We start from the raw sequence: 14,195 nt of genomic DNA, 5'->3' as shown, positions 1-14,195 counted from the left end.
GCGTCTTCAGCGCATCGAGTCATCTAGCTCACCGAAGAAGAGCGCGATCAAAGAGACGCCGATCGCGTTCTGGTCATCGGGTAGCAGTGGTGCAAGGCAACAATCGGATCTGTCGTTTTGCAAAGCGATTTTATCGAGCATCTCACGAACAAGGGAATATTGCGCGGCGGGCAGGCGCGCGAAACCCATGTGAGCAGCCGGAGTCTCGACGCGGGCGGCGAGTCCGATTGGATCGGCCTGACAAAGCTATCACCGACTGCCTTCGCCGACGAGCTTGCATCATTCTATGCATGCAACCGCGTCCAACGTGCCGAGCTTATTGGCGATCGCTTTGCCGGAGCCGAATTGTCGCCGCGCTTTCTGCGGGAAGGCCGCCTGTTTCCATATAGCGATGCCGATGGACGGCTGATGGTGGCCGTCGCAACGCCGGTCGATACTGAAACATTGAATGCGATCGAGGTCGCTCTCGGCCGCAAGGTGACGATTGCCGTTGCGACCAATGACGATCTCGAAGCGGCTCTGGCGACCACACAAGATGCCAAATTCACGGCCGAGGAACCTTCAGAGACGATAGCCGCCGCGTCGGACAATCTGGACGATCTACGCGATCTGGCACGCGGGGCGCCTGTCGTTCGCGCGCTCGATGATCTCTTGCGCCTCGCTGTCGAGCAGCGCGCGACGGATCTTCATATCGAGCCTTTTACGGGTGCCTTGCAGATCCGTTTGCGTGTAGACGGCCTTTTGAAGGCGATTCCGGCACCGCCCTTAAGCATGGCCAAGGGTTTGCTCTCGCGGCTCAAAATCATGGCCGGCCTGAACATCACCGAACGGCGGCTGCCGCAAGACGGACGCACCTATATTAATGTCGGCGGGGCGGAAGTCGATCTCCGCGTCGCGACAATGCCGACAACGCACGGCGAAAGCGCGGTCATCCGTTTGCTCCGCAAAGGATCAGGACTCGTCACCTTAAGTCAGACCGGCCTCTTGCCGCGCGACGAGAAAATTTTGTGCGATGCTCTGCAGCTTCCTTTCGGCATGATTATCGTGACGGGCCCGACAGGCTCTGGCAAGACCACGACACTTGCCGCTTCGCTGGCCAATCTCAATCTGCCGACGCGCAAGATACTCACCATCGAAGACCCGGTCGAATATCAAATTCCCGGCATCAACCAGACCCAGGTCCATCCTTCCATCGGTTTGACCTTCGCGTCCGCGTTGCGATCTTTTCTGCGTCAAGATCCGGACGTGATCATGGTCGGCGAGATGCGAGACGCCGAGACCGCGCATATGGGCGTCCATGCGGCTCTGACGGGGCATCTTGTGCTGACGACGCTGCATACCAATACGGCCGCCGGCGCGATCACCCGTCTGATCGATATGGGGATCGAGAGCTTTCTTCTGGCCTCATCCGTTAAGGTGATCATCGGCCAACGCCTCGTGCGCACCCTTTGCGTGGATTGCAAACAATCGCACGAGCTCACGTTGAAGGACCTCGCCGCGGATCAGCGCTACGAGGCCTTGGGGTTTCAGAAGGGCGATGTCGTTCATCATCCGAAGGGCTGCGAATGGTGCGGATTCTCCGGCTTTCGCGGCCGTCAAGGCGTCTTCGAGGTCATGGAAGTATCGGCCGCGGTCAGACAGTCGATCGGTCCGAGATGCGATGCCGCGGAACTTGAAACCGTGGCACGCCGGGAAGGCATGACGACCATGGCCGAAGATGGAATCTCGAAATGCAGGACGGGCCTGACGACCATCGATGAAGTCTTCCGCGTGACGATGAGCCTTTAGAGACGAAGATGCCGCAATTCCGATTTCGTGCCATGACCACCTCCGGCGAAATCGTCTCGGGCGAAGTCGATGCGCCGTCGCGCGATGAAGTGATCAAGCGTGTTGAATATCTTGGTTATTTTTTGATCGACCATCGTCGCGGTCAGCCTCATCGTCGGCACCCTCATCGTTTCCATCATGAGTGCCCTCCTCAGCATCACGGAGCTCGCGTTATGACTACCATGCCTCGGACTGTTTCACCGCGGATCGACCGCATCTTCAGCCGGGCGAGTGCCGGCTATACGCTGATCGAAATGCTGGTGGTGCTCACGATCATCAGCTTGATCCTCGGGCTCGTCGGACCCAGGGTGCTTTCCTATCTGGGCGAGTCAAGGGTGAAGACGGCGAGATTGCAGATTGAGAGTTTCAGTTCGGCGCTTGATCTCTTCTATGTCGATGTCGGGCGCTATCCGACGGACTCGGAAGGCCTGGGCGCCCTTGCGGAGCGCCCCACGGGAGTCGAAATTTGGAATGGGCCTTATGTCAAAGGCGGCCGCGTCCCGATGGACCCTTGGGGCCACGCCTATCAATATCACCTGGCAAACGACCGCATGCCACCCTACGAGATCGTCTCGATGGGTCCCGATGGGCACGGGGGCGGCATGAACACGGCCGCGGACACGTCGCATGTCCAACGCTGAGGCCAGGGCCGGCTTCACCCTCATCGAAATGATGGCGGTGATGATGATCATCGCTTTGGTCGCCGCCCTCGTCGTGACATTTATTCCCGGCACAGGACGGCCCGGACTGAAGGCGGTCGTCATGAACACCGTCAGCCTGCTTCGCCGCGAGCGTCTCGTCGCCATTCTCACAGGCGGCGACCGGCATGTCGCGCTCGATGGCGAGCATCGCGTCCTGGTCGGCGACGGCGGCGATCAGGTCCTGATTCCAAGCGACGTATCGATCGACATCCTTGGTACGGCCGAGGTGTGGTCCGGACTTGTCGCGGTCGCTGTTTTCCATCCGGACGGTGCATCGTCGGGCGGTGCGCTCAAATTTTCCCGCGAGGGGGTCGCCTATGAAGTCCGCATCAATTGGTACACAGGCGGCGTCGCCATCAAGGCGCAATGATCGTGCGGAACGGCGGGCGGGCTTCACATTGATCGAGGCCCTCGTCTCCTTGTCTCTCCTGCTCGCCTTCGCAACCGTTTTGGGGCCGCTGATGTTTCAAAGCCGGCACATTCTGTTGCAGGGCGACGGCCAGGTCAGAGCAGAACTTCTTTTGCGGTCTCTGCTCGAGACGCCTTTCGATCGCGTCAACCCCGAACTGGGTCTGCGGCAAGGCGAAAGTGACGGCCTAAGATGGCGCGTCTTCATCGAACCGGTCACGGCAGAGGCCATGTCATTCGACACGCCGCACGCGGACCCGAAGAAAAAGGCCGAACATAATTGGTCTCTTCTTCGCGTAACGGCGCAAGTGTCCTGGAGCGCCGATAAGATCGTGACGGCGGAAACCAGGCGGCTCGGAGAATTCAACTGACATGAAGGCCGAAGCAAAAAGCACCGCCGGTTTCACGTTGATCGAGACGCTCGCTGCGCTTGCGATCGCGTCCGCGATCATTGTTTCGACGGGCGTACTCATGCATCAAAGCGTTTTTTTCTTCGATCGCGGGACACGCGCCGTCGATCAGAGCGAGCAGCTTGCGCTGGCCATCAATAGTCTCGCCCATGATTTCGGAGCGGCCCGCTTTGTACTGCAAAAGACCGCGAGCGGTCTCGAAGCCGCTTTTTCAGAAGCGCCAGCTGGCCAGAGCAGTGCGAGCGAAGTGGTTTTCGTTACTGGGGCCGGCCTGCACGGCGAAGAGGTCGTCAGCATCGCGGTGGAATTAGGCGACGGCTTTTCGCAAATCGTGCGGCGGCGCGCCGCTTGGCCCGGTCCGCGGCTGCTTTTACGGGATGCGCATCTCGAGGACCCCGTCATCTTGCTCAAGGGGCCGTTTGAAGCTTCCTTCAGCTTTTCAGAACTGACGGAAGACGATCAGCTTGTTTGGCATGGCGACTGGGATGGAAAAAATGGCCTTCCCCATTCCGTGCGATTGAATTTGCGAGACAGCACGGGGGCGGCAATCCTGACCGGCGCCATATTTCCGATTCGCGCCGATGCCCCCGCGACCTGCGCCGGCGGCGAGAAGGAATGTCTTTCGATCGCAACCAACGCGAACCCGGCATCGAAATCAAGAGATCCTCAGCCCAATCCGCGAGGTGCGCAATGAACGGCAGCGATTCGCGTAAAGGATTCATTCTCGTTACCGTGCTTTGGGCAATCGCTTTGATTTCCGCGCTCGCCATGGCTGCGTCGACGAATTTTCGCGGCCTTGCAAATATCGTCGCGCTCGACCGCGATAGAACCAGGGCCGACGCATTGCTCAACGCGGGTCTCGAACTTTCCGGCGGCATCGTCGCGAAATTGGATGACGCGGCTTTGACGGAACGAGACACCCAAATCATCGTCTCGACAGGCTCGGTGCAAATTCATCTCAGCGACGAAGGCGGCCGTATCGATATAAACAAGGCCCCCGTGAAGGTCCTGTCATCACTGCTGCGGTCGGCTGGTGCCGGTCAAGACGCAGACCTCATCGCAAAATCGATCGATGCTCTGCGCCTGCAAGATGCCGGAGGCAAATCGCCGGCCGCTCCGCAACAGACAAATGTTGCTCCCACATCTCCGGGTCAGCCGCCTCAAAGTTCAAGCGCGAAGAACGACAACAGCTTGCGGACTTTCACCGACATCCATCAACTGGCGCAGATCTCCGGAATGACGCCCGCCTATCTCTCGGCGATCATGCCTCTGGCGACAGTATTTGGAAGCGACAAGGTGAATGCGATCACGGCTTCCGCCGACGTCTTGGCGGCTTTGCCGGGTCTGAGCGAAACGCAGCTTTCGGCCTTTCTCGCAGCCCGCGGCAAGTCGTCTGCCGCCGGAGACTGGCTCCAACAGCTTTTGAGCGGCGCGAAAGACTATGTGAGCTGGCAAGGCCGGCCCGTTGCCTTGGCCGAACTGACAGTCACGCTTCCCGATGGTTACACGACAGGTGCCAAGGCGGTCATCGTTGCGGTGCCCGATGATCGGCAACCCTATCGCGTATTGTCCTGGACTCCCGTGCGCGGATCGGAAAGACGCATCGCCCGCATCGGCAACCAATTTTAAGGAAAATGATGCAGCTTCCCATTGTCCTCACACGATGGCTCGATACGCTCGCGGGGCTTGTCGTCGCGTGGCAAGATGTGTCGCGCGCTCGCAAATCCATAATCGTGACGCGGCAAGACACCGACTTTGTGCTTCGCCGCTCCAACGCGACACATGGCGAAATCATCGCCAAGATCGCAGCCGGGACAAAAATGCCGGCAGCGATCGCTCAGGCGTTGCGCAACCACTTCGTCATTTTCGAGATTGCTCCGAGCCAGATTATCCCCCGGCAACTCACGGTTCCAGCTCAGGCGCGCGAGTTTTTATCCGGCATCGTGCGCAATCAACTCGAACGCCTGTCGCCTTGGCCGCTGGCGCAAATATTTTATGGGGTCGATGCGAAGCCCGGCTCCAATGATGCGGGAACCCTTAATGTCACCGTGCTGATCGCCGCGCGCGCGACGCTCGAAACCCTGTGCGACGAATTGACGGCGAGCGGGCTTCCGCCAAATCGCATCGTGGCGCGAAAGGAAGATGGCGGCAAAGGCACCTTGATTACTTTGTGGACACGGCCGGCGGAGCGCGCGAAGGGACAGGCCTGGAGCCCGCAGAGCATGATCGGCGCCGGTCTTGCCGCGATCCTTTTGCTCGCCGCTGGCATAAGTCTATGGGCTCTCTATTCAGCGAATGCGATTTCGACTGAAAGCGCCGACGTCGTCGCGCAAACGCAATCGCTGCAACGGCAAGGTCAATCATCGCGAAAGCTGGATATGACGGGACTGAATCCCCCACAACGCGCCTGGGCCATGAAAGAGAACACGCCCGTCACAGTGCTGATCCTCGAATTTCTGGCGCGGGCGCTTCCAGATAGTGCTTATCTGACCGAGATCCATCTCGAAAACACGACGCTGCGAATCAATGGATTGGCGACGGACGCGCCATCTCTGGTCGGGGCGCTTGAGCGATCGGGCCGCTTTTCCGAAGTGCATTTTTTCGCACCGACGACCAAAGACCAAGGCAGCGCGCTTTTCAGATTTTATATCGAAGCGCGTGTCGATAACCATCCTCAGCCTATCGGGGACTGATCTATGCCGAAGATCGATCGTGAGCAAACTGTCGCGGTTGCCCTGCTTCTGCTTCTGCTTGTCACCGCCATTGCCGTACCCGCGCTGTCATTGACAACGCGATCGAATGCTCAACAGGAATTGGCCGACGCTCAAAATGTCTTTGCGCGGGTGGAAGCCGCGCATCAGCGCCTCGGCACCAAGGGCCGTACTGGCGACGCCATGACGGCCGCTCCCAGCAGCGCTTTTTTCGAGGCGCAAACGTCCGGGCTCGCAAGCGCCCAATTTGAAGCCTATCTCGCGCAGGTCGCGGCGGATCAGCAAGCCAGTCTCGTCTCATCGGCCGTTCAGCCGATCACACACACCGACACTCAAGACGTTGTGCGAATTCAAGCAGCCTTAGGTATCGGCTACGATGCCCTTCAAGAGTTGCTCTATAAACTCGAGACCGGAACACCCTATGTTTTCGTCGATTCTCTGGTTTTACAATCGCCCAATGCGGCGAACGCCCATGCGGCGTCCGCGCCGATGATGAAAGTCACATTGAATTTGAGAGCCCTGTGGCACCAAACGGCGCGTTGAGCTGTTCGTAAAGGCAGCATTTGCCAGCGGTCGAATGGGTTGGGGATTCCTGATGAATTCAAACCACCCTATTGAGCCGCGCCTGCGGTCTTGGGCCGCTCGATTTCATAGCCATCGGTCAGAGTTTTCAGGAAAGCGATGACATCGGCGATTTCCGCATCGTTGAGCGCCGGCTTGTCGCCTGCTTTGCGGTCGAAGGGCGCGTCTGCCACATCGACGTTTTGCTTATATTGCGGCGGAAGATCGTTGTAGACATCGAAGTTGCCGTTCGCGAGCTTCGGATACCATTTGCCCGGATTGGTTTCGCGCTCCACGTAAAAGTGCATGACCTCGTCGAGCGAATGAAAGACGCCATTGTGGAAGAATACTTTGCGTGTCGCCACATTGCGCAAAGTCGGCGTCTTGAACAAGCCGCAGTAAGCGGCGGCATCGGCATAGTCCGTGCGCAGCGGACCACACAGCCCGAGATCGTAATAATGCGAGTCGCTATTGGCTGGAATATTGCGATTGCGGGGCGCACCCAAGGACTCGAATTGGTAGTCGGTGAACGCGGGCTGGAACAATCCGTCGCGCGATGCCTTATCGATGTGGCAAGATGAGCAATTGCCCTTTTTCGGATCTTCAAAGAGCTTGAGACCGCGCGCTTCCGCCTCGTCGAGCACCATCTTTCCGGCGAGATAGGCATCATATTTGCTGCTGTAGGGATGGAAGCTCGGATCTTCCAGCTGGAAACGGACCAGCGCGAAAAGCGCTTCATCCAATGCAAGCGCTGGCTGGCTGAAAATCTGCGCCCCGAACAATTGCTTCATATCATCCGCATAAACGGCATGCTTGAGGCGGTCGAGCACTTCGTCGACATTGCGATTATTCATCTCGTTGGGATCGAGCAATGGCCCGCGCGCTTGGCTTTGGATCGTATCGGCCCGGCCGTCCCAATCGAGGCCGCCCTGCGGAATATTCGCTTCGGCGGCGGCGAGCACGGTGCTGTTGGGGTCAGCCTTGGCGACAGCGGCAACCTTCACGTCGGCGGCCGGCGCGACGGCCTGCTGCAGCTGATCGCTATCGGGCATCTGAGGGTTGGGACCGATCGTGAAATTCGGCGTGTGCTCAAGATAGGTAAGCGACGGCACCGCCCGTACGCCCGCGCTTTTCAGATCGGGGCCGCCAAGTTGCACGGCCAGTCCATTCGCCGGGGCGTAAGCGTTCGCAGGGCTATGGCACGATGCGCAGGCAAGCTGGCCGGAACCGGACAGCGACGGATCGAAAAACATTTTCCGGCCGAGTTGCGCGAGCGCCGAAAGCTCCGTGGATGGGCCGGGCGCCGCCGATGCCGCGCTGGCCGCGGGCCGTTCGATGGATTCTGCCTGACCTGAGGCAGCGGCGGGGGCTGCATGCCTTGCACCGTCGCACACTAAAATGACGCCAGCGAAAGGAATTGCGATGGCCGAGGACACCAAAAGAGCCCGCCGCAGAAACCAAGTGCGGAAGGAGGTCTGCAAGAATTCCGGGAAACGCGTCATCGGACACTTACTGATGATTGAGAGATGTAGGCCGCGACTTGGAGCAGATGGATTGCGCCATCTGCCCCAAGCCTTCATTTAAGACAGTGCGCTTAGCGGATCGTGCCCCAGAAGCGGTCGAGGAACAGTCTCGCGAGCGGGGACTGGTAGAAGTCGAACATATTGTCAAGCGGCCCTGCGATCTTATCATAGGAGCCCTGGCCGATCCGTTGACCGTCCAACCAATTGTCTTCGATGAAGCGCGTGATCGACGCCTGATCTGTCACAGTATGATCGACGAAGTTGTGCTTCGCGAAAGGCGAGATCACGAGCAGAGGCTGACGCGTGCCATAGCCGCAGCGGCCATTGACCGGCAAACCTTTGAGGCCGGGCAGAGCGCTCGCCGGGGGCGTGCCCGGGGTATATGTGGCGCTGCTGTCGAGCGGAGCACAGACGCCCGTTGATTCAAGGGTGTCCTGAGCACTGGTGGATGGGTTGATCACATGGTTGGCGTGATCATACCAGCCGTCGGAGTCGTCATAAGCGACGATGATCGCAGTGTCATCCCAGAACTTGCTCTGCTTGACGGCATTAACAGCGCTGACGATGAAATCCTGCTCATCGAGCGGATCCGAATAGCCGCCGTGCCCATCCTGGAAGGCCGGAGCCTTGAGGAAGGATACCGCGGGCATATTGCCAGCATTGAGGGCGTCGAAGAAGTCATGGCTGTCGTATTGATGGTTGGCGCCACCGTCATTCGACGTGCCGATGGCTGCGACCGAAGATGGCCGAGTATGGGCGAGATTTTGCGTTGACGCATAATATTGGAACGGCTGATGGTGCGGGATATAGTCGGCCGTGTAAGCGTTGTTGAGCGTAGCCGAGGTCGAGCTCCGCTTGCAGCCGGTCGTGCTGTTAGCGTTCGTCAGGGTCAGATCGAAGCCGCCTTCGAACCAACCCCACGTGATGTGCTTGGCATTCAGCAGATCACCGATGTTCTTTCCGGTCATCGAGGTCGTGGCGGCAGTGGTCGAGGAGCAGACGTCGCCGAAGGGATCGCTGTCACCATACATTGTATATCCACCTTGGCCGTCGGCCACGATGTTATTGATGGTGTTGGTCGAACTGCCATTGCTGGGAGCGTGACCCACGGCGCCATTGGTCTGGCCGGAGATGAGATTGATCGCACCGGGCGTGGATGGACCGAATTGCGAACTGTATGAATTATCGTTCATCGCGAAGTGCTGCGCATAGTTCCACAGCGCGGTGACGGTGTTGCCGTCATAATAGCCCATCACGAGGCCCTTCGTGTTAAAGGCGCCCGTGCCGCCGGTTCCGGCGTTACCAGTGTACTTCGGAAACAGATCCATCTTGCCGTCATCGAAGGCCTCTTCTTCAGGCCCGTAAGCGTGGTTCTGGTCTTGCGTGACGGCCTGCGAACGGTCGAGACGGAACGGATTGGCCGCTCCGGTGCCATTAGCGGTATTGGTCAAGTTCGGATTGTTGTTCAACAGCGCCTTGGTAAGCCCGTTGATCTTCGGCGTGGAAGGTTTGGCGGTGAACGTCGGTTCGCCAGCCGGATTTGTCGCGTTCGGGTAAGTGCCGAAATAATGATCGAAGGATATGTTCTCTCCAAAAATGACAACCACATGTTTGATGGGAGTCTTCGTTTGCGGCTTACCTTCATGGCCCGGGAAGCCACCGTCATGGCCGGGGAATCCACCCGGCGGTACAAATGAATCATCGGCGCTCAAAGCCGGGCTGCCGCCATTGGCGGTGAGCAGCATAGACAAAAAAAAGGCGAACGCCGCCTTGTTGGTGTGCCGTCGCATGGGAGTCTCTCAAGGAATGTGAAAGCGAACGAAACATTGCTGTCTGAAACAGAAACGGCATCCGCGAGCGGCGGCGTTTTAGGATTAAGCGGTGACATACGGATGACGATACATAGCGTTTGTCGACTAAAATGCTTTGGGTTCTCCGATATGCAAGTTTACGGTTTTGATCGACGCGCTTATGACACGATCGTCATCGCTCATCATGGCTGCGTCTGAGTTGTTCTCACTATGATTTCGATATCGATTAAACGTTCGCAGATATGGCGGACGGCACGAGATACCTCTTCAACATTGATTGATCAAAAACGGGAGGCCGCGTTCAAAAATCGATACGAAATTACACCGCGTGCGAGGTTTGCGGTATGGCGATACGCGAAGGTGCGGTCGCGAATTCTGCCGAAGGGATTTCCGGATGGGCCCAAAGTCGCGTGCTGGAAGTCTTGCGTCATCGCGTTGGTCCGTCACGACGCAGCCGGTCCTTTTAATCAGCTAGCAAGTCTTCGCGGTCGATCCTGCGCAAAGAGGCTTCCAGTCGCTGCTCGTCGCGGGTGATTTGTTCAACCGTCTCACAGGTAAATTGAATATGTTGAAAGGCGGCAGCTTCCGACCGTGCGCGATCGCCGGATAAAATAGCTTCGCCGATTTCCAGATGCTGCGCCATGAGTTGGTCCCTGACGCCCAAACGGCGATAAAGCTGTTCGCGATGATAGAAGATGCCATTGCGCAACATATCGCTGAACATCCGCATGATATGCAGCACGATGACGTTGTGGGCCGCTTCATAGATCACGAGATGCAAATTCGTGTCGGCTTGGGCTTCCGCATGCGCATCGTCGGATTGATGCGCGAGTTTGATCGCCTCAAGACATTGCGTGATTTGCGCCCGGTCGATTTGCGTTGCTCTGACGGCCGCAAGCCCGCAGGCATGAGCTTCGACCAATCGGCGATATTCGAAGTAATCAGCCGCGACCCTTTCGTCGCCGCTGAAAAGCTTCGATAGAGGATCGGAAAGCGGTGTCAAAAACGCGGTCACGACCGTGCCTGCCTTCGACGTGCTCACCAACCCCTTCTCCTCGAGCTGAGCCAGAGCGTCGCGCAGTGTCGGCCTTGAAACACCCAATTTCTCGGCCAACTCCCGTTCCGAGGTCAGTTTCTCTCCCGGCCTGATCACACCTTCGAGAATCATGGTTTGCAAATGCTGGGCAACAGCATCTGCAATACGCATAACCTTTATCTCCGCCATTCTAACCTCGTTGGATGCGGCAAGATTCCCGCAGGATATATTATTTTACCAGGAGCCGTCGAGGTTGTGCTTTTCAGCGCAATTTCGACCAGCTGGATCGCCTTGTCGCCCAGTGATGGCACTCAATCCCGCTCATCCACAATGATGATGTGAAGAAATCCAGGTCCATGCGCGCCGCGCACCAGCGAGCCCTCGATATCCGTCGTTCCACTCGGCCCTGTTATGAGGTTTGCGTTGCGGGGAACCGCCATATGGCCTGCTTCAATCGCATAGTCTTCAAGGTAAGCCACTATGCGCTTGGCCTCGAGAATGACGATGTGATGGAGCGGCAGAAAGGAAAACAGCGTCGCGCAGTTCGGCGCGGAATGGAAAACAAGCGTGCCTGTTTCGGCAATGCCCCAAAGAGCTTTTTGGATGGCGACCATTTGATCGGGCGAAATCGTGGACGTGAACGTCAAGCCGCCCCAATCGAGGCGCATCAGATCCTGATCTTGCTGCAGGGCAACCGGACCTTCGGCGCCATGTTCTGCGAGATAGGCGCGCACGGCCGCGGGCACCTCGCGAAAATCCTTCACCACGCAGACGGTCGCACCGATCTGGGGAAGCGTGACCCTCGACGCAAAAAGGCTGCGAAGATCGCCGTCAGGCATAGGCGGGCGTCCGAGCTCTGGTTCCAATAAAAGGGATTCGGCAATCGCCGTCACAGAATCGGGACTGACGCCGTCGCGATGCAACGCGCGCCGCACTCTTTCGAGAATGATGTCGCGACTTGTCATACGCGGTCGCGGCGTTGAGCCGCCTTGTATTGTTGCATGAAGGTTTGGGAGGCAGGTTTTGGAAAGTCGCGATAACTCGTCCAACCCTTGATCATTGGCATGGAGCTGATCCAACCGGCCCTTCCAAAAAGCCGCAGAACACGAACGGCCGCAGCCGTTGCCGTCCTGTAGATAGAAGGATGGCGGGCGACAAAGGCCCATAACCAAAGGGCCTGCCTGACGGATTGAGGCTCCAGTCCTTCATGCCAGCTTTTTTCTCTCCAACCGCGCAGAAGAGTCGGCAGCGGAATGTCGACAGGGCAGACTTGCTGGCAATTGCCGTTCAATGTGCAAGCGTGAACGAGATCGCGCGACTCTGCCAGTCCATCGAGTTCGGGCGTGAGCACGGATCCCATCGGACCAGGATAAGTGCCGCCATAGGCATGGCCGCCGATTTGGCGATAAACGACACAGTGATTCATGCAGGCACCGCACCGCAAGCATCGCAGCATGTCGTTTAAATCGCCACCCAGCATATTGGTGCGGCCGTTGTCGACGAGGACGATGTGGAACTCTTCAGGCCCATCCGCATCGCCCGGCCTTTTCGGTCCGCAATGAAACGTCGTGTATTGCGTGAAATCGGCCCCCGTCGCCGATCGCACGAGAAGACGCAAAAGAACCATCGCGTGCCGAAGCGAGGGAACCAGCTTTTCGATACCCGCTGTCACGATATGGACGCGCGGAATCGTCGTCGTTAATTCGGCATTGCCCTCATTCGTCACCGTACAGATGGCACCGCTGTCGGCTATCAGGAAATTTGCCCCGGAGATGCCGACATCGGCGCGCAAAAAAGCTTCGCGGAGCTGACGGCGCGCGCTTGAAACCATCGCCGGAATCTCGTCGCTGTTTTGCGGCGTGCGATGATGCTTGCGGAAAAGCTCGGCGACTTCCTCGCGCGTGCGGTGCAATGCCGGCCAGATGATGTGCGAGGGCCTGTCGCCCGCAAGTTGCACAATGTGCTCGGCGAGATCCGTCTCGACCCTGGTGATCCCGGCCTTTTCGAGGGCCAGCGGAAGGCCTATTTCTTCTCCAAGCATCGATTTCGAACGGGTGACGGATTTCGCATTGGCCGCCTGACAGATATCGACGACGATCTTGCAGGCTTCCTCGGAGGTCGAGGCCCAATGCACCTTCGCCCCGGACGCGAGCGCGTTGCGCTCGAACTCCATCAAATAATGATCGAGATTGGACGTGACGTGATCTTTGATGCGCCGGCCGAGATCCCGCGCGCCGGTGAAATTCGGCCATGTCGAGACGGCCGCCGCGCGTTTCAGCCGTGCCGTGCCGGTCGTTCGCTCAATGGCGACCTTCAAGGTCCGGTTCGCTAAAGCTTCCTCGACCCGCGTCTTGAAGGGCTTGAGGCTGATTTCCGCAGTCAAGACGGGGCTTCCTCGCCAAGCGCGGGACCATCGGCCATGCCAGCGATGACCTCGGCCGCATGGAAGGCGCGGACCTTCGATCCATTTCTATGAAGCTTGCCGGCCATATTCATGAGGCAGCCGAGATCGCCGCCGATCAGGAGATCGGCACCCGTCGCCTCGATATCGCGGGCTTTTTCGTCGACAATGGCATTGGAAATCGACGGATATTTCACACAAAACGTCCCGCCAAATCCGCAACAGACATCGTGCCCGGCCAAGGGCTTTATCGAAAGCCCTTGCACTGTCGAGAGCAGCTGCCGCGGCTGCTTTTCAATTCCAAGCTCCCGAAGGCCCGAACAGGAATCATGATAGGTGGCGACAGCATCGAGCGATAAGCCAGCCGGTTTGTAGGACCGCACGTCGGTCAGGAAACTGAGAAGTTCATAAGTTCGGTCGGCCAAGGCGGTCGCGCGATCGCGCCATGCGGGTTCGTTTTTGAAAAGCTCCTTGTAATGAATCTTGATCATGCCGGCGCAGGAGCCCGACGGTATGACGATATAATCGAACGGCTCAAAAGCTTTGATGAGATTTTTGGCAAGCGCACGGGCGTGATCGCTTGCACCGGAATTGAAGGCAGGCTGACCGCAGCATGTTTGAGCCTTTGGAACCGCGACCTCGCAACCCGCGCGCTCAAGCAGGGCAATCGCCGCGAAGCCTATCCGCGGGCGAATGAGATCGACGAGACAGGTGACGAACAACCCAACGCGCGGTCGCCCGGAAACGCCTGTCTGGGATGAAGGAGAAAACGACATAGGGTCCAGGCTCGGGTAAAGCCTTATTGG

15 protein-coding genes are annotated in these 14,195 nt (G+C 58.2%); 8 read left to right on the top strand and 7 right to left on the bottom strand.

Annotated features, from left to right (window positions below; genetic code table 11):
- Nucleotides 1-117: 117 nt before the first annotated feature.
- On the top strand, nucleotides 118-1,788 hold the full coding sequence (locus A3OQ_RS0108440) for a GspE/PulE family protein (RefSeq protein ID WP_020174945.1): 1,671 nt from the start codon (nucleotides 118-120) through the stop codon (nucleotides 1,786-1,788).
- On the opposite strand, the gene A3OQ_RS24680 is transcribed toward A3OQ_RS0108440, so the two are convergent.
- The gene (locus A3OQ_RS24680) at nucleotides 1,785-1,967 is read right to left on the bottom strand and encodes a hypothetical protein (RefSeq protein WP_020174944.1); all 183 of its coding nucleotides are present in this window, start codon (nucleotides 1,965-1,967) and stop codon (nucleotides 1,785-1,787) included. The genes A3OQ_RS0108440 and A3OQ_RS24680 overlap by 4 nt on opposite strands.
- Before the next feature lie 42 nt (nucleotides 1,968-2,009).
- On the opposite strand from A3OQ_RS24680, the gene gspG reads away from it, so the two are divergent.
- The 7 genes from gspG to gspM are packed head-to-tail and all read left to right on the top strand — an operon-like array spanning nucleotide 2,010 to nucleotide 6,600.
- Nucleotides 2,010-2,468 (top strand): type II secretion system major pseudopilin GspG, encoded by a 459-nt coding sequence (gene gspG, locus A3OQ_RS0108430; RefSeq protein ID WP_020174943.1) that lies wholly within the window; start codon nucleotides 2,010-2,012, stop codon nucleotides 2,466-2,468.
- Nucleotides 2,455-2,898, top strand: coding sequence for a prepilin-type N-terminal cleavage/methylation domain-containing protein (locus A3OQ_RS0108425; protein WP_020174942.1), 444 nt, complete (start codon nucleotides 2,455-2,457; stop codon nucleotides 2,896-2,898). Before gspG ends, A3OQ_RS0108425 begins: the two co-directional genes overlap by 14 nt.
- Nucleotides 2,846-3,307: a prepilin-type N-terminal cleavage/methylation domain-containing protein gene (locus tag A3OQ_RS0108420; RefSeq protein WP_152428363.1), complete on the top strand. Its 462-nt coding sequence runs from the start codon at nucleotides 2,846-2,848 to the stop codon at nucleotides 3,305-3,307. The genes A3OQ_RS0108425 and A3OQ_RS0108420 overlap by 53 nt, the downstream gene beginning before the upstream one ends.
- 1 nt (nucleotide 3,308) lies before the next feature.
- Entirely contained in the window at nucleotides 3,309-4,040 is a 732-nt protein-coding gene (locus tag A3OQ_RS0108415; RefSeq protein ID WP_020174940.1) for a prepilin-type N-terminal cleavage/methylation domain-containing protein, read from the top strand.
- Nucleotides 4,037-4,975, top strand: a complete 939-nt coding sequence (locus tag A3OQ_RS0108410) for a type II secretion system minor pseudopilin (RefSeq protein WP_020174939.1) — start codon at nucleotides 4,037-4,039, stop codon at nucleotides 4,973-4,975. The genes A3OQ_RS0108415 and A3OQ_RS0108410 overlap by 4 nt, the downstream gene beginning before the upstream one ends.
- An 8-nt stretch (nucleotides 4,976-4,983) precedes the next feature.
- Nucleotides 4,984-6,039, top strand: a complete 1,056-nt coding sequence (locus tag A3OQ_RS0108405) for a PilN domain-containing protein (RefSeq protein ID WP_020174938.1) — start codon at nucleotides 4,984-4,986, stop codon at nucleotides 6,037-6,039.
- A 3-nt stretch (nucleotides 6,040-6,042) separates the two neighbouring features.
- Complete coding sequence (gene gspM / locus A3OQ_RS0108400) at nucleotides 6,043-6,600, top strand: type II secretion system protein GspM (protein ID WP_020174937.1); 558 nt, start codon at nucleotides 6,043-6,045, stop codon at nucleotides 6,598-6,600.
- Nucleotides 6,601-6,668: 68 nt separating this feature from the next.
- Here gspM and A3OQ_RS0108395 read toward each other — a convergent pair whose 3' ends face one another.
- From A3OQ_RS0108395 to A3OQ_RS0108370, 6 genes are all read right to left on the bottom strand, one after another.
- Nucleotides 6,669-8,120: a cytochrome-c peroxidase gene (locus A3OQ_RS0108395; protein ID WP_020174936.1), complete on the bottom strand. Its 1,452-nt coding sequence runs from the start codon at nucleotides 8,118-8,120 to the stop codon at nucleotides 6,669-6,671.
- 92 nt (nucleotides 8,121-8,212) lie between these two features.
- Complete coding sequence (locus tag A3OQ_RS0108390; RefSeq protein ID WP_020174935.1) at nucleotides 8,213-9,931, bottom strand: phospholipase C; 1,719 nt, start codon at nucleotides 9,929-9,931, stop codon at nucleotides 8,213-8,215.
- Nucleotides 9,932-10,415: 484 nt separating this feature from the next.
- Nucleotides 10,416-11,159: an FCD domain-containing protein gene (locus tag A3OQ_RS0108385; RefSeq protein ID WP_020174934.1), complete on the bottom strand. Its 744-nt coding sequence runs from the start codon at nucleotides 11,157-11,159 to the stop codon at nucleotides 10,416-10,418.
- 140 nt (nucleotides 11,160-11,299) lie between these two features.
- Nucleotides 11,300-11,953 (bottom strand): LutC/YkgG family protein, encoded by a 654-nt coding sequence (locus tag A3OQ_RS0108380; protein WP_020174933.1) that lies wholly within the window; start codon nucleotides 11,951-11,953, stop codon nucleotides 11,300-11,302.
- A complete protein-coding gene (locus A3OQ_RS0108375; RefSeq protein ID WP_020174932.1) occupies nucleotides 11,950-13,371 on the bottom strand; it encodes a LutB/LldF family L-lactate oxidation iron-sulfur protein in 1,422 nt (473 codons plus the stop codon). The genes A3OQ_RS0108380 and A3OQ_RS0108375 overlap by 4 nt, the downstream gene beginning before the upstream one ends.
- Nucleotides 13,368-14,165, bottom strand: a complete 798-nt coding sequence (locus A3OQ_RS0108370; protein ID WP_040579958.1) for a (Fe-S)-binding protein — start codon at nucleotides 14,163-14,165, stop codon at nucleotides 13,368-13,370. Before A3OQ_RS0108370 ends, A3OQ_RS0108375 begins: the two co-directional genes overlap by 4 nt.
- Nucleotides 14,166-14,195 lie beyond the last annotated feature (30 nt).

The sequence above is a fragment of the Methyloferula stellata AR4 genome, from assembly GCF_000385335.1.
GTDB classification, from domain to species: Bacteria; Pseudomonadota; Alphaproteobacteria; order Rhizobiales; family Beijerinckiaceae; genus Methyloferula; species Methyloferula stellata.
This window is presented reverse-complemented; position numbering and strand designations above follow the sequence as displayed.